Below are 25,019 nucleotides of genomic sequence, written 5' to 3'. Positions count from 1 at the left end.
TCAAAAGACATAGTTTTGAAGGATATTTTTGAAGAAGCCCCTTATAGGTTCAGCAAACTTCTCTCGCCGACACCTATAAAGGAACTCCTGCCTACCAACCTGCCATCTACAGAGCTAAGGTTAGACTTCTTGGCAAAACTTGAAGATGAAAGCATACTGCATATGGAATTCCAATCCTTTAACGACCCTACTATGCCTTGTAGAAGGAATATAAGACAACTTCTCGTTTATGTGGGAAACAAAACTAAAACTCAAAAACCTAACCTTTAGCTATGAAGTCCTTGACATAAGACAGATAGACTGCAAAGTGCTTTTAGAAAGCTCAGACCCCATGGAGGGACTGTTTCAAAATTTGTGTAAATTATACCACACCTCATAGCCTACCCTCAAAAAGAATTATCACCTGGGCATATATCCTCTCCCAGTCCCTCAAAGGCTTCTTCCATTTCTCCTCTAAGTCCATCACTACTCCATAACAAACCTTCAGTAAAGCCTCATCCGTCGGAAATATCCTCTTGCCATATATCACCTTCCTTATCTTGCTGTTTATACTCTCCACAAAGTTCGTCGTCGCTAACATCCTCCTTATCTCATAAGGATACTTGTAAAAGGTCAATATTTCCTCAAGGTCTCTTTCCCAGTCCTTCACTACCTGTGGATACTCTGCTTGGTATTCCCTCTTAAACCTCTCAAAGTTCTCCTTCGCTTGCGGTTGCGTGGAGGACATGTATATTGACCTCAATGCACTGGCTACTCTCTTCCTGTCTTTGTATTTGACCTTCTTCAGGCTGTTCCTTACCTTGTGAACAAGACATTTTTGATGGTCACTCATGGGATATACGCTCCTTACAGCTTCTTGTATACCCTTTAGCTCGTCGCTTACCACTACAAGTATGTCCTCTACTCCTCTTGCCTTGAGGTCATTCAAGACATTTACCCAAAAGCTGGCACTTTCCTGTCTTGCAAGCCAAAAGCCAAGTATCTCTTTGTAGCCATCTGTGTCTATGCCAGCTACCACATACAGGGCTTTCTTTACTACCTTGTCTGCTTCCTTGACTGTAGGGATAAGATAAGAGTGAGGAGAAAGACAAACTAACTGACTCTTAAGCATGCGTAAACCAAAAGCCATGTGTTTAACTGTATGGTGTCTTCATTTTTTCATATTTTTCAAAAAATCACAGTTTTAGAGACCTAAACCTCTCTACCACCATAAAAAGCACAAGATATAAGGGTAGCATAGCATCCCAGAAAAAGGTAAAGACCGCCCCCACAAGGTGAGAGCCAAGAGCAAGTAAAAGAGGCATAAGAAGATAGTCCATACTGTCCCTTATCCTAAAACTTAGCAGAAACTTAAAGTATGCGTAATAGACACAAAGGACTGCAAAAAGCCCCAGAAGACCCTTCTCGATAAGCTCTGAAAGCAAAAATACCGACTCGTAGACCCCACCCACAGGGCTTTTTGGCTCAAGATAGTAGCCTGAGTTTATGCCATGACCTATGGCAAGGGCAAGCCAGTTTCTTTCCTGTATGTCTTTTTTTACTACCTGCACGCCTGCCTTCGCTATCTCCCAACGGTAGCTGGATATGTGGTTTAGCGTCTCGTCATTTATAGGTCTTTGTCCCAGCACCATCTCATACATGGTCTTATACCTTATATCCTTGTGCACAAGAACCGCAGTGCTTACCGCAAAGCCAACAAAAAGGGTAAGCAAAATACCCCAAAAGGCTTTTTTGGAAACCTTCTGTCCCACAAGAAGGGCAAAAACCAAAAGGGCAAAGGCAAGCCCCAGCATGGCAGACCTTCTCATGGTAAAAAAGACCACGCCCACAAAAAGTATAAAGGGCAAAAGGTAGTAGACCCTTTTTGAATAAAAGAGAAGAGAAAGGCTTGCGACCGCAAAGATGCTGTAAAAGGCTCCTACCTCAAACCACCCACCCCAAAACATGGCAGGTTGACCTGTTTGGCTGTATCTGTAAAACACCAAGGGTAAAAGAGCCAGACCAGAGATCACCAAAAAGAGATTAAACCTATATAGACTTCTTTCATCCACCCTAAGCATTCCACCATAGCAGTAAGAGAGCAAAAACATCCCCCTTTCTATAGCCTTGCCTATCTGAGAGGTATGAAAAAGGGCGGTAGAGACCAAAACCACAAGAGCGTGCAAAGTGAGAGGTAAAAACAGACTTCCCTTACATCGGAAGCCTTTAAAGCCTTTGTATGCGAGGTATATCAGTATAAAAACCACCAAAGCCTCAAAGAGGCTTATAGAGAGCAATCCCAAAGCAAAAAGGACTATAAGCATGGCAAAGCCTTATAATTATAAAGGAGGCGAGGTGCCGGAGTGGTCGAACGGGGCGGTCTCGAAAATCGCTGTGGGTTCAGAGCCCACCGGGGGTTCGAATCCCTCCCTCGCCGTAGGAGAAGAGTATGAGCTATATTGTAAGAGAGCTAAAGCCTACCTTTGAGAAGTTAACAGAGCCGTTGGTATTACTGCTCCAAAGGCTGGGTGCTACGCCGAATTTTATAACCTTTTTGGGGCTATTGCTTGTAGCTCTTGGCTCTATTGTCCTTTATTTAGGCTATACACTTTTGAGCTTTTTCCTCTTGCTTTTGGGTGCTCTCTCTGATGCCATAGACGGTGCTCTTGCAAGAAGGTTAGGAAAGAGTTCAAGTTTTGGTGCCTTTCTTGACTCTCTGCTTGACAGGGTTTCTGACGCCCTTCCCTTTATAGCTATAGCCCTCTCCTCTGAGGATAAGGTTCTCTCGGTGGTTTCTCTCCTTGCCATGCTTTTTTCCTTTACTGTTAGCTATGCAAGGGCAAGGGCGGAAGGTCTTGGCTATGAGCTAAAGGTAGGGCTTTTTGAAAGACCAGAAAGGTGGATGGTGCTCTTAACGGGAATAGCCCTTGACCTTGTATTTCCTGCAGTTTTTCTCATAGCCTTGGGTTCTTTGGCTACTACCCTACAAAGGGTATATATTTTTAGAAAACTCACAAGGAGGTAAAAAAATGCTTCCAAAGGAGCTTGTTGACCTTATGAGGAATCTTGGAGTTTTTCCCACGGTGCTTGCCACCTCTGACAAAGAAAGCAATATACACATGACCTTTATAACATGGGTGTATCCTGTGGACGAAAGAACTATTAAAATTGCACTGAGCTCTAACGCAAAGAGTGCCAAGAATATGCTCCAGACAGGACAGGCATGTCTTATGCTTATAGCACAGGATAAGGCACTTACCTGCTACGGAAATGCTAACCTTCTAATTGATAGGATAGAAGAGGTAAAGTTTCCCGTCTCTGTGTTTGAGGTCAAGATACAGAGCGTGGAGAACAATCTCTTCCCTGGCGGAACAATAACTGGAACTATACCCTTTATGCACACGGGAGACCTGCAGAAGGCTGGAGAACTTGACCAACTTGTGCTTGATGCTCTTAGGTCTGCATGAAACCCATCGTTTCTGTAGAAAACCTTAATCTCACGATAGGAGACAGGCAGATACTCAAAGATGTGAGCTTTGAGGTTTATGAGGGGGAAGTCTTTACCGTACTGGGAGGAAGTGGCAGTGGTAAGACCACTATAACCAAGTGTATTGTTAGTCTTTTGAAACCAACCAGTGGAAAGGTAAAGGTCTTTGGAAAGGATGTTTCTTCCCTTAGTCAAATTGAGCTTGACGAGATGAGGAAAAAAATCGGATATGTTTTTCAAGGTGCGGCGCTTTTTGATAGCCTTACCGTATGGGAGAACGTGGTGTTCTACTACCTAGAGCATGGAAACTACAGCAAAGAAGAGCTAAGGTCCACAGCTCTAAAGTATCTAAACATGGTGGGGCTTTCAGAAGAGAGTCTTGACCTATACCCCTCTGAACTATCAGGTGGCATGAGGAAAAGAGTTGGTATAGCAAGAGCCATAGCCACAGAGCCAGAGCTCCTTATATACGATGAACCCACCTCAGGACTTGACCCTATCACCAGCAGGCTCATAGATGAGCTCATAGTAAGCCTCAGGAAGAAAACTAGCTCAACCGCCATAGTAGTGTCTCATGACCTCGTTTCTGCCTTCTCTATCTCAGACAGAATAATGATAATAAAAGAGGGTCAAGTCGCCCAGATAGGCACAAAGGAAGAGATTATGAATTCTCAAATACCCTTTGTAAGGGAGTTTATAGACAAAGGTTTGGGAGAAGTTCATGAGCTGAGAAGAGGTTGACCTATGTATCTTCTCATCACCGGATAAGTGTTTATCACCCCCTTTGATAGGAGAAACTGAAAAAGATGATTGCTCCCCCTGTAGAAGGAAACTGCAGAGGAAGTAAGATACAGCTCCCACATTCTATAGAACTCCTCCCCATACCGCTTAACAACCCAGTCCCTAACAGTCAAAAACCTCTTCTTCCATTCCTTCAGAGTTAGATAATAGTGAAGCCTCCAATTGTCTATGTCTATAAGGTTGAAACCAAGCCCTTTGGAAGCTCTGATCACCTCTTCTATGGAGGGTAGGTAGCCACCCGGAAATATGTATTTTCTTATCCATCTGCTCTGGCTTGAGGTGTGAACCTTTCCTATGGTATGGAGCAGGAAAAGTCCGCCATCTTCCATTATTTCACGGACCACTTCAAAAAACTTCCTATGCCTTCCCTTTCCTACATGCTCAAACATACCTACTGACACTACTTTGTTGAACTTTCTACCGATCTTTGGCAAATCTTCGTAGTGCATAAGATACACCTCAGCCTTACCTTCCAGACCAAGGCTCTTTATTCTCTCCTTGACAAACTCATACTGATTCTTAGAGAGGGTTATGCCGGTGGATTGAACTCCGTATAGCTGTGCGGTTTCAAGAATTATAGAACCCCACCCACAGCCAATGTCTAAAAGCCTGTCTCCCTCTTTTAGCTGGAGTTTTTCGTATATTATCCTTCTCTTTTCACTTTGTGCTTCCTCAAGGCTCATGTTTTTGTCTGAAAAGAAGGCACAGGAATAAGTCATTGACTTATCGAGCCAAAGCTGATAAAATTCGTTACCTAGGTCGTAGTGCCTTCTTACCTCTTTGCCTTCAACCTTTTTGATAAGCCCTATACCCTTCAAAATCCACCTGAGGAGAGAGGAAAAAACCTCCCTTTTCCCCCTTTTACCTTCAGATTCCACATACTCCATACAGGCTATCAAAACCTTCTCCAAATCACCATCAATACTTATATCTCCCCTCATGTAGGCTTCGCAAAAGCCCATCTCAGGGTCTTTTAAAACCTCCTTTAAGACATCCTCTTTCAAAACCTTTATCCTATGCAATCCCTTTCCAATGCACCTCCCATCAGGCAGTTCAAGGGATAAACCTTCGCTAAAACCCTCGTTCAGCCTTGTTATGATCTTTTCTACCATTTGATAACCCTCCTCAATTGTTAGTATAAATGTGCACCATCCTGCTGTCAAGAAGATATATAATTAAGTATGGTGGTAAAAAGGTCTGTCCTAATCCTTAATTTTGGCTCTCAGTATGTTCAGCTTATTGCAAGAAGAGTAAGAGAGCTTGGTGTATACAGTGAAATCGTGCCTTACCACATAAGCCATGAGGAGGTAAGGGAGAAAAACCCCTACTGCCTTATATTCTCCGGCGGTCCAGCCTCTGTATACGAACAGGACGCACCCCTTCCAAAGCCAGAGCTATACAACCTTAACATTCCCATTCTTGGTATATGCTATGGGCTTCAGACTATAGTGCATCAACTGGGTGGTATGGTGAAAAGGTCTCAAAAACAAGAATACGGAAGAGCAAAGCTAAGAGTTCTAAAGGAAGACCCGCTATTTGAAGGTTTACCAAGGGAATTTGACGTGTGGATGAGCCACGCGGACAAGGCGGTAAAATTGCCAGAAAATTTTCTAAGTCTTGCCAGTTCAGAAAACTCTCCCTATGCGGTTATAAAACACAAAAGCAAGCCCATTTACGGCGTGCAGTTTCACCCAGAGGTGGCACATACCCAGTATGGAAAGGAACTGCTTGCCAACTTTCTCTTTCGCGTAAGTAATGCGGAGAAAAACTGGGAGATGGGTAATTTTATAGAGGAAAAAATAGAGGATATAAGGCAAGAGGTGGGAAAGGGAAAAGTGATATGTGCCCTCTCTGGCGGTGTGGACTCAACAGTCTCTGCACTCTTGACATACAAGGCTATAGGTAAACAACTGCACTGTATTTTTGTAGACCACGGACTTTTGAGAAAAGGTGAAGTGGAGGAGGTGGAAGGCTACTTTAGAAAAATGGGCTTACCCTTTCAGCGTGTGGACGCCAAAGAAGTGTTTTTGCAAAGGCTGAAGGGTATAGAAGACCCTGAGGAAAAGAGAAGGCTAATAGGACATACCTTCATAGAGGTCTTTGAGAAGGAGGCAAAGAGCTTTGGTGCTGAGTTTCTTCTGCAAGGCACTCTATACCCTGACGTGGTGGAAAGTGCGGGCATTCCCGGTGCAAAGGTGATAAAGACTCACCACAACGTGGGTGGTCTTCCAGAGAGGATGAACCTAAGACTTGTTGAACCTCTGAGGGAGCTTTTTAAGGATGAGGTGCGCATGGTGGGAAGACTCTTGGGAGTGCCAGAAGAGGTGCTCATGCGTCATCCCTTTCCCGGTCCAGGTCTTGCTATAAGGATACTGGGTGAGGTCAAAGAAGAAGACTTAGAAATTCTCAGAGAGGCGGACTACATATTCATACAGGAGCTAAAGAAATGGGGGCTTTATAACAAGGTATGGCAGGCTTTTGCGGTGCTTCTTCCTGTCAAGAGCGTGGGCGTTATGGGAGATGTAAGAACTTACGAGAGGGTAGTAGGATTAAGGGCAGTGGACAGCTCAGATGGTATGACAGCGGACTGGTCAAGGCTTCCCTATGAATTTTTGGACCACGTAATGAGGAGGATAATAAACGAGGTAAAGGGAGTAAACAGGGTGGTCTACGACATATCTTCAAAACCACCAGCGACCATAGAATGGGAGTAAAATATTAAGCATGAGACACCTTAAACAGACAGACCCAGAGATATATGAGGCAGTGGTAAAGGAATACAAAAGGCAGTTTTACCATCTTGAGCTTATAGCCTCAGAAAACTTCACATCCCTTGCAGTTATGGAAGCACAAGGCTCTGTGCTAACCAACAAGTATGCGGAAGGACTGCCACACAAGAGGTATTACGGTGGCTGTGAGTTCGTAGATATTGCGGAAGACCTTGCCATAAAGAGAGTAAAAGAGCTCTATGGAGCGGAGCATGCCAACGTCCAGCCTCATTCTGGCTCTCAGGCAAACATGGCAGTTTATATGACCCTTTTGAAGCCGGGGGACACCATATTAGGAATGGACCTTGCCCATGGAGGACACCTCTCTCACGGTGCAAGGGTGAACTTCTCTGGAAAGATATATAACGTGGTCTACTATGGGCTAAACCCCGAGACAGAGCTTATAGACTACGACCAAGTCTATAGGTTGGCAAAGGAGCACAAGCCTAAGCTAATAGTAGCTGGTGCCTCCGCATATCCAAGAGTTATAGATTGGGAAAAGTTTGCCCAAATAGCGGAGGATGTGGGTGCTTACCTTATGGTGGACATGGCACACTACTCAGGCTTGATAGCAGGTGGTGTGTATCCAAACCCTGTGCCTTATGCTCACTTTGTAACTTCTACAACCCACAAGACCCTAAGAGGTCCAAGGGGAGGCTTTATCCTCTGCAAGTCAGAGTTTGCAAAGGAAATAGACAAAAGCGTATTTCCTGGAATACAAGGCGGACCACTTATGCATGTGATCGCAGCAAAGGCGGTAGCCTTCAAAGAAGCCATGACAGAAGAGTTTAGAGAGTACGCAAGGCAGGTAGTTAAAAACGCCCAAGCCATGGCTGAAGAGTTTATGAGGCTTGGCTTTAAAGTGGTCTCTAACGGAACAGACAGCCACATAGTGCTTCTTGACCTCAGAGACAAGGGAACCACTGGCAAACAGGCGGAAGAGGCCCTCGGCAAAGCAAACATAACGGTTAACAAAAACGCGGTTCCCTTTGACCCACTTCCACCCACAAAGACAAGCGGTATAAGGATAGGAACGCCTGCCATGACTACAAGAGGCATGAAGGAAGATGAGATGAGATACATAGCAAGGCTCATAGCACAGGTTATAAACAACATAGAGGATAGTGATACTATAGAGAAAGTCAGCAAAGAGGTGATAGACCTCTGCCAACAATTTCCACTATATCCTGAACTCAAAGAGGTAATAGATGAGCTTTCTTATAGCAAAGCAGCCCATATTTAACAAAGAAGGTAGGAGGGTTGCTTTTGAAGTCTTTCTCAGAAAAAAGGAAAATATGCACGTATATCCAAAAGAAGTTCCATACAATAGGGCAACTTACATAATAGTAGAAATAATCTTAGAACAGGGCATAGACAGAGTTGGTGAAGGGAAGAAGATAATGATAAATGTGTCGCTTGATTCTCTAATCAATAAGGCTATAGAGGCTCTTGACCCTAAAAAACTCATAATAGACATAATTGAACCTCAAATGCCTGTAGGTGGAGTGGTTTACAAGCAAATACTCAACGCAATCGATAGATATATTGAGAGAGGTGTCGTTTTCAGTCTTGACGAAAGTCATCTAAACAACGTTAAACTCGCTGGGCTTTTAGATAAGATAAGTATTATATCTGTGGACGTAAAAAGGTTAAATCAGAATATAGTAGAGCTTGCAAGAAAAAATTCAAAAACTCTTCTTATATCAAGAATAGAAAGCGAAAAAGAATACAATAGAGTCATAGATGTGGGAAATTATTTTCAGGGTAACTATTTAGAAAGCCCTTTTATACTTAAAGAGTTTCAAAGTGCCCCCTATTTGAAACATACACTACTCAAAACCATGGCTGTAATCCACTCTGCCCAAAGCCCTAAAGAAGTAGCCAGCATAATATCTACAGATGTGGGTATGACCGCAAAAATCCTTAGGCTCGTTAATTCCGCCTACTATTCTCCAATCAAAGAAATAAAGAGCGTTGAGCAAGCTTGTGCTCTGCTTGGACTAAAGAATTTAAAGAATTTTCTACTCGTGCTGGCTATGAATGACTACATATCTATCGAAAACCCAGAATTATGGAAGAAATCACTTATAAGAGCTCTAATAGCTCAACGAATTGCAGAACTTATATATCCCCAATACGAATCTGAAGCATACCTAATAGGTCTTTTTTCTCTAATAGATGAGATCCTTGGCATGGATAAAATAGCTTTTCTAAAAGATGTTAAAATGGAGCAGGAAATTATTGACGGATATACTGGGAAGAATGCGCGCTTAAGGAGCATATTGGATTATTCCATAGTATTGGAGGAAAAATTTCCAGAGTTGCTGAATATGCAAGAATCTACCCAGAGTGATTTTATCGCAAACTTAGAAAGGCTTACCGGCATAAACGGTCAAATTCTAATTGATATAGCTAAATCTTCCTTTGAAATGGCTGACCACATCCTCAAGGTCTGATATAATACTACCCCATGAACCTTATAAGACTTCAGCTCATATATCCAGAAGAGAGGGTGAAAGACCCTATCCTATGTATGGTCTGCAAAAGTTTTGATGTGGTTGTTAACATAAGAACCGCAAAAGTCACTAAAGATACAGGCATACTAACCGTTGAAATAGAAGGGGAAGCAGAAGAGATAGATAGGGTTGTGAAGTTTATAGAAGAAAGGGGCGTTATAGTTCAACCCATAGAAGGGCAGATATTTACAGAATGAAGATATCTGAAATAGGCGAGTTTGGTCTCATAGAAAGGCTCAAGGGATTACTGAATAGCCACATTATAGGAGATGACACCGCACCTATAAAACTTCAAGAAAATACCTTGCTTTTAACCTGCGACCTACTTCTTCAGGATAGACATTTCAGAATTCACTATCCACCCTCTGCCATAGGCTGGAAGGCTATATCGGTGAATGTGAGCGATGTGGTGGCAAATGGTGGAGAGCCACTTTACTGTCTTGTTTCTCTAATCTTGCCAGACTTAGAGGTAAGATATGTGGAGGGTATATACTTGGGCATAAAGAAGGCTTGCGAGTTTTATTCCTGTCAGGTAGTGGGTGGAAACATAAGCAAGGGTGATAAACTCGGTTTGGATATTTTCATGATTGGCAAGGCGGATAGGTTTGTGGGAAGAGGTGGTGCAAAGGTGGGAGATGGAGTTTTTGTTTCTGGAACTTTGGGTGACTCAAGGGCTGGGCTTGAACTTCTTCAAATGGAGAAAAAGCACTACGAAGATTTTGAACTAAGGCTCATAGAAAAACATCTAAGACCTACCGCAAGGATAGACTTTATAAGGCATATATCCAAATATGCCAATGCCAGCATGGATATAAGCGATGGGCTCTCCTCGGATGTGGAAAAACTCTCAAAGGCAAGCCAAGTAAAGATTAGCCTTTTTTCTGATAAGATACCTATATCTCAAGAACTTGTAAGCTTTTGCAAAAGACATGGCAAAGACCCACTTGAGTATGCACTCTCTGGTGGGGAGGACTATGAGCTTTTGTTTACTCATCTTCCTGAAAGGTTGAACCCCTTTCTAAGTATGGTGCAGATAGGTTTTGTGGAAGAGGGTGAGGGTGTTTTTCTTGACGGTAAACCTCTAAAACCTACGGGTTTTGACCACTTTAGGGTGGTATAATTTTCCTATGCGAGAGATTTTTATAACCGATGTATCTCTAAGGGACGGTATCCAGTCTTTACTCGCCACAAGAGTAAGAACAGAAGATACGCTTGAAATAGTGGGGGTTCTTGACAAATGTGGCTTTTGGTCTCTTGAGGTATGGGGTGGGGCAACCTTTGATGTTTGTCTTAGGTATCTAAAGGAAGACCCTTGGGAAAGGCTAAGGATTTTCAAAAAACATGCTCCAAATACAAAACTTGAAATGCTCCTAAGAGGACAAAATGTAGTTGGCTATAGGCACTATGCGGACGATGTGGTGGAGGAATTTGTAAAAAGAGCATACGATAACGGTATAGAAGTCTTTAGGATCTTTGACGCTCTTAACGATACAAGAAATATGAGAAAATCCATAGAAACCGCCAAGAAGGTGGGGGCAATAGTTAAAGGAGTGCTCTCTTATACCATAAGCCCAGTACATACGGTGGAGTATTACGTTAATGTTGCAAAGGAACTGGTAGATATGGGAATAGACATTATTTCTATAAAAGACCAGGCAGGACTGCTGTCTCCAAAGGTAGCCTATGAATTGGTAAAGGCTCTCAAGTCAGAGTTTCCAAACTATCCAGTTCATCTCCATACTCAAACCACTGCGGACCTTGCAGAGATGGCACAGCTCAAGGGTATAGAAGCGGGTGCGGACATGATAGATACGGTCTTTTATAGCCTTTCTTGTCAAACCTCTCACCCACCCGGCGAGACCATGATCTATGTGCTAAGGGAGTTTGGCTATGAGGTTAAAGTGGACGAAAAGCTCTATCAAAAGGCTGGAGACCTCTTTGCAAGTATAAGGACAAAGTATAAGAAATACGATGTTCTGCCACCTTATCCAGACGTGGGAGTTCTTTTGCATCAAGTTCCCGGGGGTATGATATCCAACTTTATAAGCCAATTAAGAGAGCAGGGTATGGAGGAAAAACTACCAGAGGTGCTTGAAGAGGTTGTCAGGGTCCGTCAAGACCTTGGATATCCACCTCTTGTTACGCCCACAAGCCAAATAGTAGGCTCTCAGGCTTTTCTTAATGTGCTACATGGAGAAAGATACAAAGTGGTTACAAAGGAAACAAAGGACTACGTAAAGGGGCTATATGGTAGACCACCCGCACCCATCAGTGAGGAGCTCATAAAGAAAATCCTCGGAGAGGAAGAGCCCATATATCATATAAGACCTGCGGACTTGCTTGAACCAGAGCTACCAAAGGTTAGAGAAGAAGCCATAAAGGCTGGTGCAAAGAGCGAAGAAGATATACTATCCTACGCCCTCTTTCCACTGGTTGCCAAAGAGTTTTTTGAATTCAGAGAAAAAGGAGAGAAACTCCCTCCAGAAGAGCTTATTGAAGAAAAAAGAGAAAACATACCTGTGGAGTTTATAGTGACCGTTCATGGGGAGCAGTATCATGTACACATAGCAGGAAGGGGAGAGCCTACTGCGGAAGGGAGACCTTTCTTTATTAGGCTTGATGGAAAGTTAGAGGAGGTTATTCTTAGACCTCTTAAAGAGGTGGAAAACATACCATCACCCTATGGCGAAATAACCTCTGCTATGGAGGTAAAGCCAAAGAGACCAAGACCTGTGGGTGTTGGAGATGTGACTTCACCTATTTCTGGAAAAGTCGTAAATGTAAAGGTAAGTATAGGACAGACTGTGAAAGAGGGCGATGTGCTCTTTGTGGTGGAAGCCATGAAGATGGAAAATGAGGTTCACAGTCCTGTGGAAGGTGTTGTGGAGGAAGTGCTTATATCTGTGGGTGATGTAATAAATCCAGATGAGGTGGCGGTAAAGATAAAACCCATAAAGATATGAGTTTGAAGATACTTGTGGTAGAAGATGAGAATGACCTTGCGGAGTTGATAGCTTACAATCTAAAGAAAGAAGGCTACGAAGCCCTTGTTTGTCTTAGGGGTGCGGATGCCATAAAATACCTTGAAGAAAACCCGCCAGACCTTCTGCTTCTTGATGTGATGCTTCCAGACTACGATGGCTTTAGGATAGCCCAGTATGTGAGAGGAAAAGAAAGTCTTAAGGATATACCCATAATATTCGTAACCGCACGGGACATGGAACAGGATAAGCTAAAGGGTTTCTCTCTCGGTGCGGACGACTACATAACCAAACCCTTTTCCTTAAAGGAACTTCTTGCAAGGGTAAAGGCGGTCTTACGAAGGGTTGGGAAGGAGAGAAGGCAAACCCAATTCAGGCTCGGAGGTATTCATATAGACTTGGAAAAAAAGGAGGTTAAAAGGGGCGAGGAAGCTATTGAACTTACACCCACAGAGTTTCTAATACTGTCCGCCTTGCTTGAAAATTATGGCAAGCCCGTGAGCAGAGAATACCTTATAGAAAGGGTGCTAAAGAGAGATGTATACGATAGAACTGTAGATGTGCACATAAAGAAGCTAAGGGAAAAACTTGGTGAAGAGGGGAAAGCTATTCAGACAGTGAGGGGCTTTGGGTATAAGTTGGAAATATGAGATGGTTTATATTGGTCTTTCTAACCCTTTTTGCCCTTATGCATCTTTATGCTTACTCAAGGGTTTTTAAACCTGCACTTGGAAAAAGGGGGAGATGGGTCATTGCCTTGTTGCTTTCTTTTGGATTTTTCTCACCCTTTATATGGCGTTATGCGGATGCTAATATGGGTCCTCAGGCTGCTTATGTTACTGCTTTAAGCGGTCTAATGTGGGCTGGTTTTTTACTGTATTTAGTTGTAGTGGGTTTGCTTTTTGACCTATATAGGGGTATGGTCTATATTTCCCGTAGGTTTTTTGGTATAAACCCTCTGCCTGTGCCTTCCTCAAAAACAATAGCCCTTTCTATTTTGCTTCTTTCCACCACGCTGTCCGCATATAGTCACTATGAGACACTTAACCTCAAAGTAGAGAGGTATACTCTATACACCGATAAACTTCCAGAAAACATCCAAAGGCTAAAGGTGCTCCACATATCGGATATACATCTTGGTCCTGTAATGGGGATGGACAAAATAAGACTTGTGCTTGAGGTGTATGAAAGGGAAAAGCCAGACCTTGTGGTTTCTACGGGAGATTTAGTGGATGGGAATATGAGGAACAAACTCCACTTGGCTGATGCTTTGTCTGAGATGAAGCCACCCTTGGGAAAGTATGCGGTTTTGGGAAACCACGAATACTATAGAGGTCTGGAACAGGCTATAGACTTTACCCAAAGGGCTGGCTTTAGGCTCTTAAGGGGAGACTTGGCACAGATAAGGGAAGTAAACTTAACTGTGGTTGGAATTGACGACGATGACTGTAGGTTTTTCAAAAAGTGCCAAGGCACTCTTTCCGACAGGGAACTATTAGAAAAGGCAAATCCTAACAGTTTTGTCCTATATCTCAAACACAAACCGCGCCTACAAGAGGGTGCGGAGAGGCTCTTTGACCTTATGCTCTCGGGACACACGCATGGTGGTGTGTATTACCCTGTGGGGAAACTCATCCTCACAAGGCTCTTTATAAGTGATAGAGGCTTTCATAGGCTGGAAGACTCTTACATTTACATAAGCAAAGGTGTGGGCACAGGTGGACCACCCATGAGGCTCTTTTCTCCACCAGATGTGGCAGTTATTGAGATTGTAAACAGGCGGAGATAAAGGACACAAAGAGTGGATGTGGTCTGTGTGGCTTGCTTTTAAACTCTGGATGGAACTGACAGCCTATATACCAAGGATGGTCCCTTAGCTCAATTATCTCCACAAGTTTCCCGTCAGGCGAAAGCCCAGAGAAAACCATGCCTGCGGACTCAAAAAGCTCTTTGTAGCGGTTATTGAACTCATATCTATGTCTGTGTCGCTCGTAGACCACTTCTTGCCCATATATTTCCCTTGCCCTTGTCTCTTCCACTAACTTGCAGGGGTATGACCCAAGCCTCATAGTCCCACCGAGATGCCTTATATTTTTCTGCTCCTCCATTATGTCTATTACAGGATGAGGCGTAAAGGGGTCAAACTCGGTGGAGTTGGCATCTCTTAGACCAAGCACATTCCTTGCAAACTCCACACACATAAGTTGCATGCCAAGGCATATACCAAAGGTAGGTTTTTTCCTCTCTCTTCCATATCTCAAAGCCCTAACCTTGCCTTCTATTCCTCTCTCTCCAAAGCCTCCTGGAATAAGTATGCCATCCGCTTGCTCTAAAATATCCTCTTGATAGTCTTCTGAGTTTACCCAGATTATATCCACCTTTGACCTATTGGCTATTCCACCGTGCGTAAGAGCCTCAATTATGCTTTTGTAGGAGTCCTTTAAAGAGACATACTTTCCTACGATAGCAATCCTTACCTTCCTCTCTGCGGATTTTAAAACTTGGACTATGTCTTCCCATTTGCTCCTTGTTTCCTTATAGGTAAAACCAAAGTGTTCAAGAATGAGCCTATCTATACCCTGGCTTTTGAGTATCAAAGGCACTTGGTATATATACTCTACGTCTTGTGCGGATATGACCGCAGACTTTTTCACGTTGGTAAAGAGGGCTATCTTCTCCTTTATACCTTCTGGGATCTCCACCTCAGACCTACACAGGATTATGTCTGGCTGAATGCCTATGGCTCTTAATTCCTTGACAGAGTGCTGTGTGGGTTTGGTCTTTAGCTCACCTGCACTTTTTACATATGGGACATAGGTGGTATGTATAAAAAGAACCTTGTCTTTACCCAACTCTATGGAAAGTTGACGGACCGCCTCAAGAAAAGGAAGACCCTCTATATCTCCCACAGTCCCACCCACTTCCACTATCACCACATCATACCCATCTTCCACACCCCTTATTAGCCTTTTTATCTCGTCGGTTATGTGAGGTATAACTTGAACGGTTGCACCGAGGTATCCTCCTTCTCTTTCCCTTTGTATTACGTTGTAATAAACCTTCCCTGCGGTTATGTTGTTTTTCCTGCTCATTTTTGTCTCTGTGAACCTCTCGTAATGTCCCAGGTCTAAGTCTGTCTCCGCACCGTCTTCTGTTACATAGACCTCTCCATGCTGGTATGGACTCATAGTTCCCGGGTCTACATTTAGGTATGGGTCAAGCTTTTGTATGTTTACCCTAAAACCTTGCTCCTCAAGAAGAGAGGCTATGGAAGCGGAGGCTACTCCTTTGCCTAAGGATGAAAGCACACCACCAGTGACAAAGATGTAATATGCCATGTATGGATATTTTACAATAGAGGAATAAGATTTCTCACCCTTTGTGTTTCCTCAAGGTCTACCTCTACCTGAAGAAGGATGTTTCCCCTTTCTGAAAAGGTAAGCATCTCACCCCATGGGTTATATATGACGGAAGACCCGGCATACTCTTCACCTCCCACCTCACCCCATGCATTAGAAAGCATAAGGAAACATTGATTCTCTATAGCCCTCGCCCTTGAAAGGATTTTTAAATGCTCTTTCCTTTTGCTCCCCCACATGGCTGGCACAAGGAGCAACTTCGCATTCCTCAAGCTCCATGAAAGCTCTGGAAACCTTAGCTCAAAGCATATGAGAATACCCAGCTTTACACCAGAAACCTCAAAAAGTGGATTTTCATTGCCAGCTAAAAAGTGCTTTTGCTCTTCATATAGTGGAAAAAGCTTTATCTTATGCCTTATGCCCGCTATATGCCCTCTGTCTACCACTATGGCGGAGTTATGTATGCCTTCGTTGACCTTTAAGGGATAAGTTCCTACCACTGTCAGCTTTTTATCTTTGGAGACCCTTATGATTTCTTGCAGGACTTCTTGGGTTGCGTCCGCATGCTTTTCTAAGTTTTGGTAGTCAAAGCCACACTGCCACATTTCGGGCAAAAGCACAAAAGACCCATCTTTTACATAACTGAGCATTTCTAAGACTTTTTTGAGGTTTTCTTCTACCCCTCCAAAAAAAGGTCTAAACTGCAGGACCGCAAGGTTAAGCATCGCTTATAAGATTATAAGCCCTATTAACGCATAAACCACTGATGTTCTATGTTAGTATTTATTACTATGGAGCGGCTCTTTCCTTTCCTCAGGTGGCTAAAGGGTTATGACAGGAAAACCTTTACTTCTGACTTAGTGGCTGGTCTTACAGTGGCGGTTGTGCTTGTGCCACAGTCTATGGCTTATGCCCTTATAGCTGGTCTTCCACCCGTTTATGGACTATACGCCGCGTCCATACCTGTAATAGTTGCTGCACTTTTTGGAAGCTCCGCCCAGCTTGCCACAGGTCCCGTTGCTATAGTGGCCTTTTTGACCTTTGTTTCTCTCACAAGCTACGCAAAACCCGGTGAAGAGAAATTCATAGAACTCGCCATTCTTTTAGCTTTTCTGGTGGGTATAATACAGCTACTGATAGGTGTCTTCAGGCTTGGATTTTTGGTGAACTTTGTATCACACTCGGTGATTATAGGCTTTACCAACGCAGCGGCGATAATAATAATTAGCACACAGATACCTGCAATCTTAGGCATAAAGGTGGAACAAAAGGAGCTTATATTCCAAAACATATACGAGATAGCAAAGGCAATTCCACAAACAAATCTTTACACTTTCATAGTGGGTGTAGTCTCCATAGCTTTGATAGTGGGGTTAAGGAAGATAAACAAAAACTTTCCCTCCGCACTGCTTACCGTGGCTTTATTTACCACCCTATCATACTTTTTTGCCTTTGAAAGCTACGGCATAAGGGTGGTGGGTGATATACCTCAGGGTCTTCCTCTACCCTCCTTGCCCTCTATAGACCTTGACCTTTTGGACAGAATATTAGGCAAGGCTTTTATTATAGCCCTTGTGGGTTTTATGGAAGCCTATGCCATAGCCAAGTTCATAGCAAGCCAAACAAAGCAGAAAATAGACGTAAACCAAGAGCTCATAGGTCAAGGACTTGCAAACCTTGTGGGTTCTTTCTTTAAGAGCTTTCCCGTGAGCGGTTCCTTTTCTCGCTCTGCGGTAAACTTCCAATCGGGTGCAAAAACTGGTATGGCAAACATCATAAGTGCCAGCTTTGTGATAACTACCATATTCTTTGTTGCACCTCTTCTCTATTATCTTCCAAGAGCAGTACTTTCTGCGGTGGTCATCACTGCGGTAATAAACCTCATAAAGCCAAAATACTTTGTGCATCTTTGGAAAACAAACAAATATGACGGCATATCCGCCATCTCCACCTTTGCCCTATCCTTTATCATGAAGCCAGACTATGCCATCTTTATAGGAGTGTTTTTGTCTCTTTCCCTTTTCCTCTGGAGAAGCCTATACCCAAGAATTGTTAGAATGTCCAGAGACCCAGTTAGCAAAACCTTTGTGAACGCAGAGACCAACAGCCTACCCACCTGTCCACAGATTGAGATGGTAAGACCCGAGGCATCCTTCTACTATGCCAATACAGAGAACATCCTTGAGGAAATAAAGGAGATAATAGAGCAAAAGCCTGCACTCAAACACTTGGTTATAGACTGTGAGTCTGTAAACTACATGGATGGAACAGCCCTTGACGCCCTAAGCGACTTTCTTGAGGATATCAGAAAGAGAGAAGTGAACCTTGTGCTTGTTAACGCAAAGGGACCTGTGGAAGAAGTTATGAGGCGGTCAGGCTTTCTTGAAAAACTTGGCAAAAAAAACCTCATGCCCTCCAAAGGTTATGCGGTTGGTGAGCTTTTCAAGAGCATAGACCATGAATACTGTGCAAAGGTATGTCCCTATGCGGTTTTTAACGAATGCTATACGGTTAAGGAGTATGTAAAGTTTGAGCCTGCTAAAAACCCTATAAGAGACATATACGAGTCCTTCTCTAATTACGAAGATATAGAAGTTTATGCGGGAAGAGCATACAAGAACCTTCTCCTTAGGTCGGATGGAAAGGAGATAGAACTCAAAGCGGAAGATTTCTACACAGATGGAAAGGGTATATATGTGCCTTCTACGAAATTCATGAAGCATGATGGTGAAATTGTTTCCTTTGGCGGGTTATGTAGTAAAAGGGGTTGTGAAATGAAGAATGGCTTTGTTTATCTTGGAAAGGATACAAAGGAGATAGTGGAAAAGCTCTTAGGCATTCTAAAATAAAAAAAGCCCCCTTGCGGGGGCGGTTCTTTAGTCAAGCTCTGGCATATCAGGTGCCGGTGTCTTTTCCTTCTTCTCTTCGGGTATTTCCGCCACGAGAGCTTCCGCAGTGAGCATAGTTCCTGCCACAGAAGCGGCGTTCTGTATGGCGGTCCTTACCACCTTGGTGGGGTCTATGATACCCGCTTCTACCATATCCTTGTAGTCGCCCACTGACGCATCAAAGCCCCAGTTCTTGCCTTTTTCCTTGCCAAGCTGTAGAACCTTTTCAAGCACCACATAACCCTCAAATCCTGCGTTGGAAGCTATCTGCCTGAGAGGTGTCCTACATGCCTTCTTTACTATGTCCACACCTACCTGCTGGTCAGGGTTTTCTACTTTGAGGGTTTCAAGAGCTTCAGAAGCCCTAACCAATGCCACACCACCACCGGGGACTATACCTTCTTCCACTGCTGCCTTTGTGGCATGCACTGCATCCTCAACCCTTGCCTTCTTCTCCTTGAGCTCAGCCTCGGTGGCTGCACCAACCCTTATAATAGCTACGCCACCTGCCAACTTGGCAAGCCTTTCTTGGAGCTTTTCTCTGTCGTAGTCAGAGGTAGTCTCCACAATTTGCTTCTTTATTTGCTCTATCCTTGCGTTTATATTGTCCTTTGAGCCTTTACCGCCCACTATGGTGGTGTTATCCTTGTCCACTATGACCTTGTCCGCTCTTCCAAGCATGTCAAGGGTAACGCTCTCCAACTTAATGCCCAGCTCTTCAGTTATGGCGGTTCCGCCGGTGAGTATGGCTATGTCTTGCAGGTAGTCCTTTCTCCTCTGACCAAAGCCAGGTGCCTTTACTGCGCATGCTCTAATGACACCCTTTATGTGGTTTACCACAAGGGTTGCAAGGGCTTCCGCTTCCACATCCTCCGCTATTATGAGGATGGGTTTCCCTGCCCTGACCACCTGTTCAAGCACAGGTAAGAGGTCTTTTACGTTGGAAATCTTCTTTTCGTAGATGAGTATGTATGGGTCTTCCAGAACCGCCTCCATCTTGTCTGGGTTGGTCACAAAGTACGGAGAGAGGTATCCTCTGTCAAACTGCATACCTTGAACAGTTTCAAGGGTGGTCTGTGCAGACTTGGACTCTTCAACGGTTATCACACCATCCTTACCAACCGCCTCCATAGCATCTGCGATTATCTTCCCTATCTCAGGGTCGTTGTTGGCGGATATGGTGGCAACCTGTTCTATCTCCTTCCTTCCACTTACGGGTATGGAGAGAGCCTTAATTTCTTCTATGACCTTTTCTACTGCCTTATCTATACCCCTCTTGAGGTCCATGGGGTTTGCACCAGAGGCGATAGCCTTTAGACCCTCAGTGAATATAGCCTGTGCCAGCACTGTTGCGGTTGTAGTTCCATCACCGGCCACATCGGCGGTCTTGGATGCAACCTCCTTGACAAGTTGTGCCCCCATGTTTTCATAGGGGTCTTTGAGCTCAATTTCCTTTGCCACGGTAACACCATCCTTTGTGACCAAAGGTGTTCCCCACTTTTTCTCGATTATGACCTCTCTACCCCTTGGTCCAAGGGTGACCTTAACTGCATTGGCAAGTTTGTCAACACCTGCTTTGAGCCTTGCCCTTGCGTCTTCTCCGTAGATAACCTTCTTTGCTGCCATACTACCACCTCCTTTAAAAGTTTTTTACTCAACTATTGCAAGCACTTCATCCTCAGACATAACAAGGAACTTTTCTCCATCAAGCTCTACCTCTGTGCCTGCATACTTGTTAAAGACCACCTTGTCTCCAGGCTTTACCTTAGGTGGAACTTGCTGACCGTTTTGTAAAAGTTTTCCTTCTCCCACCGCCACAACCTCTCCTATCTGTGGCTTTTCTTTGGCGGTGTCTGGTATGATTATGCCAGAGGCAGTCCTCTGCTCCTGCTCCTCAAACCTCTTAACTACTATCTTGTCATAAAGGGGTCTGAGCTTTGCCATGTTCCACCTCCTTCTAAGGGATTTTTACGGGTAGATATTATATTAACATCTTGGGCTTTTGTCAAGAGGGTATTGAGAAAATTTTTAGTCTTGTATACTCATATTTTCTTAGCCATCAAGATTAAACACTGTCTATTGCGGAGTAATGGTCTATCAGATATCATCAACCTAACCTGTAAGCTACAGAGGATTTATAACCTTGAGCCCACCATGAGGGATACGAGGACAAACTTGTTTAATGATATAATCCTTCTGTGTCTTCAAAAGATATAACTCTCAAAGACATCTTTGAAGAAATCCCACACAGGCTTAGCAAAATCCTCTCTCCAGCTCCTATCAAAGAGCTATTGCCAACATCTCTGCCCTCCACTGAGCTAAGAGTGGACTTCTTGGCAAGGCTTGAGGATGAGAGTGTATTGCATATAGAATTCCAGTCCTTCAACGACCCTAACATGCCCTTTAGAATGCTACGCTATTACCTTGCCATATTAGATAGATATCCAACCAGTCCTATAAAACAACTTCTTGTTTATGTAGGAAACAGAAAGTTAAGAATGAAGTCAAAGCTAAGGCTTAGAAATCTTACCTTTAGCTATGAAATACTTGACATAAGGCAGATAGACTGCAGAGTGCTTTTGGAAAGCCCAGACCCTATGGATAGGCTATTGGCATGTTTGTGCAAGGTAGAGGATGAGGTATATCTGATAGAAAAGCTCATAAAGACAATGGAAGGCATGAACGAGGAAGAGAGAAAAGACTATCTATTGAAAGCCTTGACGCTGACAGAACTGAGACCTAACTTAAGGATAAGGCTTACGGAGGAGGTCAAACACATGCCTATAGTGGTTAGACCTGAGGATGTAAGATTGCCAAAGAAAAAACTGAAAAAGGATATTCTCTATAGGCTTGGGCTTGAGGAGGGTAAAAAAGAGGGTGAGATTATTGGTATTGAAAAGGGCAAACAGATTGGACTTGAAGAGGGTAAGCAAATTGGTATTGAGGAAGGACTTTTGAAATCCGCACAAGAGATGCTTATAGCCATAATTGAGGGTAAACTTGGCTATGTGCCTGAAGAGATAGTAAATAGGATAAGGGAAATAAGAGATGTGGAGTTTCTGAGGTCTTTAGCCAAAAAGTTGGTTTCTACTTCTGAGGATTTTATACAGGTTTTGGCTATTGAACTGAAAATTTCATGACCTAAGGGATGTTTTGGAGCTTTTGAGGGAAGAGAGACTTTTGAGTTGAGTTGCAATTGAAAGAAAAGCACCATATAATAACTTGCAAGTTGGGTTATTATTAATACTCATGCTAAGGCTTTTGTCTCCTGCTAAGCTCAACTTAGGTCTATGGCTTCTTGGAAAGAGGCCTGATGGGTACCATGAAGTCTTCACCATATATCAGGCTATAACCCTATTTGATGAGATATTTATCCAAGAGGGACCCTTGAACGTGGAGACAAGCACTGGTATACCTATGGAGGAAAACCTCGTCTACAAAGCTATAAAGTCTATGGAAGAACTTCTTGGAGAAGAGCTTAGCTTTAGGGTTTTTATTCAAAAGAATATACCAGAAGGGGCTGGTCTTGGAGGAGGCTCTTCCAATGTGGCAACGGTTTTGAGGGCTTTGAACCAATTGCTTGGCAACCCACTGAGTTTAAGAGAGCTTCATGAAATAGCAAGCAGTGTATCCTCTGACGCAGGCTTTTTCCTAATGGGAGGCTCTGCCATAGGTAGGGGTAGAGGCGAAGTCCTTGAGAAAATTGAATTGCCAAGTATGGTCTTTACCCTTATATACCCCGGTGTTAAATGCTCCACCGCATATGTCTACAGTATGGTAAAAGAAGATATCTTGACAGAGAATATAGAGGGTGATAAAATAATAGATTGCCTAAGGGCTGGAGACCTAAGCCTTCTCCAGAATAAACTGGGTGAGCTGGCTGGAGAGCTCTACCCAGAAGTGGGTGAAGTGCTTAGGTTTTTAAGAGGCTTAGGCAAAGTGGCTCTTGTGAGCGGTAGCGGCTCCAGCGTCTTCTATGTGGGTGAGACTACCCAAGAGGTGGAGCTCGCCTGCAAAGCGAGAGGTTGGAAGCTATACAGAGTGGAAAGTTATGGGGTGTAGCTCAACTGGCAGAGCACCGGACTTTGGATCCGGGGGCTCCTGGTTCGAATCCAGGCACCCCAGCTTTCTACTACAATAAAAGAGGTGTGGAATGTTTGGCTCTATAAAGCTTCTAACTGGCACCAGTAATCCAAAACTTGCACAGGAAGTTTCTGAATATCTTGGTATACCCCTTTCTGACGTGGTAGTAGGACGCTTTAGTGATGGTGAAGTAAGAATAAGGATAAACGAGTCTATGAGGGGTGAAGATGTCTTTGTGATACAATCTCTGGGTTATCCCGTAAACGAGAGCATAATGGAGCTACTTCTTATACTGGATGCTCTCAAGAGGGCCTCCGCAGGGAGGATAACTGCAGTTATACCCTACTATGCATACGCAAGGCAGGACAGGAAAGACAGACCAAGAGTTCCCATAAGTGCAAGGCTCTTAGCAGACCTTATAACTACCGCTGGAGCTCAAAGGCTTATAGTGGTGGACCTTCACTCTCCTCAGATTCAGGGTTTTTTCAATATACCTGTGGATAACCTATACGCTTTGAATGTGCTATACGAATATATAAAGGATAGGGTAAAGGATGACCTTGTTGTAGTCTCGCCAGACGCAGGTGGTGTAGAAAGGGCAAGGCTTCTTGCCAACAAGTTAGGCTGTGGTATTGCCATAATATACAAGAGGAGACCTGAGCCGAACGTGGCGGAGGTGCTGGACCTAATAGGTGATGTAAAGGGCAAAAAGGCGATAATTGTGGACGATATTATAGATACCGCAGGAACGGTGGTCGCCGCTACCCACATGCTTCTTTCAAAGGGTGCAAAGGGTGTATTTGTATCTGCAACTCATGGTATATTTTCTGGTCCTGCAATAGACAGGCTAAAGGAATCACCAGTAGAAGAGGTTATAGTTAGCAATACCCTTAGTATGGATGGGAAGCACTTTGAAAAGCTAAGAGTCGTTTCCGTAGCTTCACTAATAGCGGAAGCAATAAAACGTGCTCATGAAGGCGAATCTATAAGCTCACTTTTTGCATAAAGGAGGTAAAGGATGAAAAGGGTTCAGGTAAAGTTAATACCAAGAGCCATAGGTAGAAAGAGCGAGATAAAGAGGTTTAGAAGAGAAGGCTACGTGCCAGTGGAGGTTTACGGCAAAGATGTGGAAAACAGACATGCATACATAAGCGTGAAGGACCTCAAAGCCTTTCCAAAGGGCGAAACCTTTCTCATTGAGGCGGAGATTGAAGGAGATAAAAGGGTCTGTCTACTCAGAGAAATGCAAATGGGCTGGCTTGGAGACAATCCTATACATGTGGACTTCCAAGATATTACCCACGTAAGCGAGATTGAGGTGGAAGTGCCTATTGAGTTTGTAGGGACACCTGCGGGCGTGGGTCTTGGTGGAACCTTTGAACCTCTTATGCACAGCCTTACTATAAAGGCAAGGGTGGACAAGCTTCCAGAAAAGATAACCATTGATGTAAGCGGTCTTGGGCTTGGGGATGCTCTTCACGTTAGAGACATAATGCCACCCGAGGGATGTGTAATAATGGATTCTCCAGAAGAGACGGTTGCGGTTGTGCTTGAGCCTGAAGCGGAGGAAACAACAGCTACTGAATGATTAGGCTTATTGTGGGTCTTGGAAATCCGGGCAAAAAGTATGCAAGAACTCGCCACAATGTAGGTTTTATGGTGGTGGATGAACTTCTTAGAAGGCTAAAGGTGCAAGACTACTCAGAGGAGTGCCTCTCTCATCTATACAAGGCAAGGGTAGATGGCAAAGAGGTACTTATCGCAAAGCCACAAACCTATATGAACAATTCTGGTCTTGCGGTGGTTAACCTCCTTGAAGAGTATGATATAAAGCCAGAGGAAATGTTGGTGGTATACGATGACCTGGACCTGCCTCTGGGAAGGCTAAGGCTAAGGCTTGAGGGTAGCAGTGGGGGGCATCATGGTATAGAGTCTATAATGAGAGAGACAAAGACAGATAAATTTCCAAGGCTTAAGGTGGGTATAGGTAGACCTAAAGACAAAGGCAAGGTAGTTGATTATGTGCTTTCGCCTTTTGGTGAAGAGGAGGAGTTAGTGCTTGCAAAAGTCTTCAACAAGGCAAGCGAATGTCTGCAAAGATGTGTAGAATATGGTTTAGAAGAAAGCATGAACTTTTGCAATGCACCCATGTTATAA

Annotated in this window: 25 protein-coding genes and 2 tRNA genes; 20 read left to right on the top strand and 7 right to left on the bottom strand. The window is 43.8% G+C overall.

Annotation, left to right across the window (positions count from 1 at the left end; all coding sequences use genetic code 11):
- The first annotated feature begins 15 nt into the window (after window positions 1-15).
- Window positions 16-270, top strand: a complete 255-nt coding sequence (locus IAE16_RS04555) for an RpnC/YadD family protein (protein ID WP_323701546.1) — start codon at window positions 16-18, stop codon at window positions 268-270.
- 103 nt (window positions 271-373) lie between these two features.
- On the opposite strand, the gene IAE16_RS04550 is transcribed toward IAE16_RS04555, so the two are convergent.
- Window positions 374-1,111: an IS256 family transposase gene (locus tag IAE16_RS04550; RefSeq protein ID WP_323701545.1), complete on the bottom strand. Its 738-nt coding sequence runs from the start codon at window positions 1,109-1,111 to the stop codon at window positions 374-376.
- Window positions 1,112-1,175: 64 nt separating this feature from the next.
- On the bottom strand, window positions 1,176-2,303 hold the full coding sequence (locus tag IAE16_RS04545; RefSeq protein WP_323701544.1) for an O-antigen ligase family protein: 1,128 nt from the start codon (window positions 2,301-2,303) through the stop codon (window positions 1,176-1,178).
- A gap of 25 nt (window positions 2,304-2,328) precedes the next feature.
- Here IAE16_RS04545 and IAE16_RS04540 point away from each other — a divergent pair.
- The 4 genes from IAE16_RS04540 (at window position 2,329) to IAE16_RS04525 (ending at window position 4,207) form a co-directional block, all read left to right on the top strand.
- Window positions 2,329-2,416: transfer RNA gene (locus IAE16_RS04540), tRNA-Ser, on the top strand.
- Between the two features lie 12 nt (window positions 2,417-2,428).
- The gene (locus IAE16_RS04535) at window positions 2,429-3,004 is read left to right on the top strand and encodes a CDP-alcohol phosphatidyltransferase family protein (protein ID WP_323701543.1); all 576 of its coding nucleotides are present in this window, start codon (window positions 2,429-2,431) and stop codon (window positions 3,002-3,004) included.
- 4 nt (window positions 3,005-3,008) lie between these two features.
- Complete coding sequence (locus IAE16_RS04530) at window positions 3,009-3,446, top strand: PNPOx family protein (protein WP_323701542.1); 438 nt, start codon at window positions 3,009-3,011, stop codon at window positions 3,444-3,446.
- Complete coding sequence (locus IAE16_RS04525) at window positions 3,443-4,207, top strand: ABC transporter ATP-binding protein (RefSeq protein ID WP_323701541.1); 765 nt, start codon at window positions 3,443-3,445, stop codon at window positions 4,205-4,207. Before IAE16_RS04530 ends, IAE16_RS04525 begins: the two co-directional genes overlap by 4 nt.
- Here the strand turns inward: IAE16_RS04525 and IAE16_RS04520 are convergent.
- Window positions 4,186-5,379: a class I SAM-dependent methyltransferase gene (locus IAE16_RS04520; RefSeq protein ID WP_323701540.1), complete on the bottom strand. Its 1,194-nt coding sequence runs from the start codon at window positions 5,377-5,379 to the stop codon at window positions 4,186-4,188. The two genes, IAE16_RS04525 and IAE16_RS04520, sit on opposite strands and share 22 nt — an antisense overlap.
- A 69-nt stretch (window positions 5,380-5,448) precedes the next feature.
- On the opposite strand from IAE16_RS04520, the gene guaA reads away from it, so the two are divergent.
- From guaA to IAE16_RS04480, 8 genes are read left to right on the top strand one after another with little or no spacing between them, the layout of a single operon-like run.
- On the top strand, window positions 5,449-6,981 hold the full coding sequence (guaA, locus tag IAE16_RS04515) for a glutamine-hydrolyzing GMP synthase (protein WP_323701539.1): 1,533 nt from the start codon (window positions 5,449-5,451) through the stop codon (window positions 6,979-6,981).
- A gap of 10 nt (window positions 6,982-6,991) precedes the next feature.
- Window positions 6,992-8,278 (top strand): serine hydroxymethyltransferase, encoded by a 1,287-nt coding sequence (gene glyA, locus IAE16_RS04510; protein WP_323701538.1) that lies wholly within the window; start codon window positions 6,992-6,994, stop codon window positions 8,276-8,278.
- Window positions 8,244-9,491 carry an EAL and HDOD domain-containing protein gene (locus IAE16_RS04505; RefSeq protein WP_323701537.1) on the top strand — a complete coding sequence of 416 codons (1,248 nt, stop codon included), beginning with the start codon at window positions 8,244-8,246 and terminating at the stop codon, window positions 9,489-9,491. The genes glyA and IAE16_RS04505 overlap by 35 nt, the downstream gene beginning before the upstream one ends.
- Window positions 9,492-9,505: 14 nt before the next feature.
- On the top strand, window positions 9,506-9,748 hold the full coding sequence (locus IAE16_RS04500) for an NIL domain-containing protein (RefSeq protein WP_323701536.1): 243 nt from the start codon (window positions 9,506-9,508) through the stop codon (window positions 9,746-9,748).
- Entirely contained in the window at window positions 9,745-10,671 is a 927-nt protein-coding gene (gene thiL / locus IAE16_RS04495) for a thiamine-phosphate kinase (RefSeq protein WP_323701535.1), read from the top strand. The genes IAE16_RS04500 and thiL overlap by 4 nt, the downstream gene beginning before the upstream one ends.
- Before the next feature lie 7 nt (window positions 10,672-10,678).
- Complete coding sequence (gene oadA, locus IAE16_RS04490) at window positions 10,679-12,514, top strand: sodium-extruding oxaloacetate decarboxylase subunit alpha (protein ID WP_323701534.1); 1,836 nt, start codon at window positions 10,679-10,681, stop codon at window positions 12,512-12,514.
- Window positions 12,511-13,182: a response regulator gene (locus IAE16_RS04485; RefSeq protein ID WP_323701533.1), complete on the top strand. Its 672-nt coding sequence runs from the start codon at window positions 12,511-12,513 to the stop codon at window positions 13,180-13,182. Before oadA ends, IAE16_RS04485 begins: the two co-directional genes overlap by 4 nt.
- Window positions 13,179-14,321 carry a metallophosphoesterase gene (locus tag IAE16_RS04480; RefSeq protein WP_323701532.1) on the top strand — a complete coding sequence of 381 codons (1,143 nt, stop codon included), beginning with the start codon at window positions 13,179-13,181 and terminating at the stop codon, window positions 14,319-14,321. Before IAE16_RS04485 ends, IAE16_RS04480 begins: the two co-directional genes overlap by 4 nt.
- On the opposite strand, the gene pyrG is transcribed toward IAE16_RS04480, so the two are convergent.
- Window positions 14,293-15,870 carry a CTP synthase gene (pyrG, locus tag IAE16_RS04475; protein ID WP_323701530.1) on the bottom strand — a complete coding sequence of 526 codons (1,578 nt, stop codon included), beginning with the start codon at window positions 15,868-15,870 and terminating at the stop codon, window positions 14,293-14,295. The two genes, IAE16_RS04480 and pyrG, sit on opposite strands and share 29 nt — an antisense overlap.
- 11 nt (window positions 15,871-15,881) lie before the next feature.
- Window positions 15,882-16,616, bottom strand: a complete 735-nt coding sequence (locus tag IAE16_RS04470) for a carbon-nitrogen hydrolase family protein (RefSeq protein ID WP_323701528.1) — start codon at window positions 16,614-16,616, stop codon at window positions 15,882-15,884.
- A 66-nt stretch (window positions 16,617-16,682) separates the two neighbouring features.
- On the opposite strand from IAE16_RS04470, the gene IAE16_RS04465 reads away from it, so the two are divergent.
- Entirely contained in the window at window positions 16,683-18,740 is a 2,058-nt protein-coding gene (locus IAE16_RS04465; RefSeq protein ID WP_323701527.1) for a SulP family inorganic anion transporter, read from the top strand.
- A gap of 27 nt (window positions 18,741-18,767) precedes the next feature.
- On the opposite strand, the gene groL is transcribed toward IAE16_RS04465, so the two are convergent.
- The gene (gene groL, locus IAE16_RS04460; RefSeq protein WP_323701526.1) at window positions 18,768-20,405 is read right to left on the bottom strand and encodes a chaperonin GroEL; all 1,638 of its coding nucleotides are present in this window, start codon (window positions 20,403-20,405) and stop codon (window positions 18,768-18,770) included.
- A gap of 24 nt (window positions 20,406-20,429) precedes the next feature.
- Window positions 20,430-20,723 carry a co-chaperone GroES gene (groES, locus tag IAE16_RS04455; protein WP_323701525.1) on the bottom strand — a complete coding sequence of 98 codons (294 nt, stop codon included), beginning with the start codon at window positions 20,721-20,723 and terminating at the stop codon, window positions 20,430-20,432.
- Between the two features lie 254 nt (window positions 20,724-20,977).
- On the opposite strand from groES, the gene IAE16_RS04450 reads away from it, so the two are divergent.
- The 6 genes from IAE16_RS04450 to pth all read left to right on the top strand — a co-directional run bounded on the left by IAE16_RS04450 (window position 20,978) and on the right by pth (window position 25,019).
- Window positions 20,978-21,919, top strand: coding sequence for an RpnC/YadD family protein (locus IAE16_RS04450; RefSeq protein ID WP_323701524.1), 942 nt, complete (start codon window positions 20,978-20,980; stop codon window positions 21,917-21,919).
- Window positions 21,920-22,028: 109 nt separating this feature from the next.
- Entirely contained in the window at window positions 22,029-22,841 is an 813-nt protein-coding gene (gene ispE, locus IAE16_RS04445) for a 4-(cytidine 5'-diphospho)-2-C-methyl-D-erythritol kinase (protein ID WP_323701523.1), read from the top strand.
- Window positions 22,832-22,904 (top strand) — tRNA-Gln (locus IAE16_RS04440). The genes ispE and IAE16_RS04440 overlap by 10 nt, the downstream gene beginning before the upstream one ends.
- Before the next feature lie 28 nt (window positions 22,905-22,932).
- Window positions 22,933-23,868 carry a ribose-phosphate diphosphokinase gene (locus IAE16_RS04435; protein WP_323701522.1) on the top strand — a complete coding sequence of 312 codons (936 nt, stop codon included), beginning with the start codon at window positions 22,933-22,935 and terminating at the stop codon, window positions 23,866-23,868.
- 12 nt (window positions 23,869-23,880) lie between these two features.
- Window positions 23,881-24,450, top strand: a complete 570-nt coding sequence (locus IAE16_RS04430) for a 50S ribosomal protein L25/general stress protein Ctc (protein ID WP_323701521.1) — start codon at window positions 23,881-23,883, stop codon at window positions 24,448-24,450.
- Window positions 24,447-25,019, top strand: coding sequence for an aminoacyl-tRNA hydrolase (gene pth, locus IAE16_RS04425; RefSeq protein ID WP_323701520.1), 573 nt, complete (start codon window positions 24,447-24,449; stop codon window positions 25,017-25,019). The genes IAE16_RS04430 and pth overlap by 4 nt, the downstream gene beginning before the upstream one ends.

This window comes from Hydrogenobacter sp. T-2 (assembly GCF_033971325.1).
GTDB lineage: Bacteria > Aquificota > Aquificia > Aquificales > Aquificaceae > Pampinifervens > Pampinifervens diazotrophicum.
The sequence above is the reverse complement of the archived record's forward strand: the minus strand, read 5'-3'. Positions and strand labels throughout refer to the sequence as shown.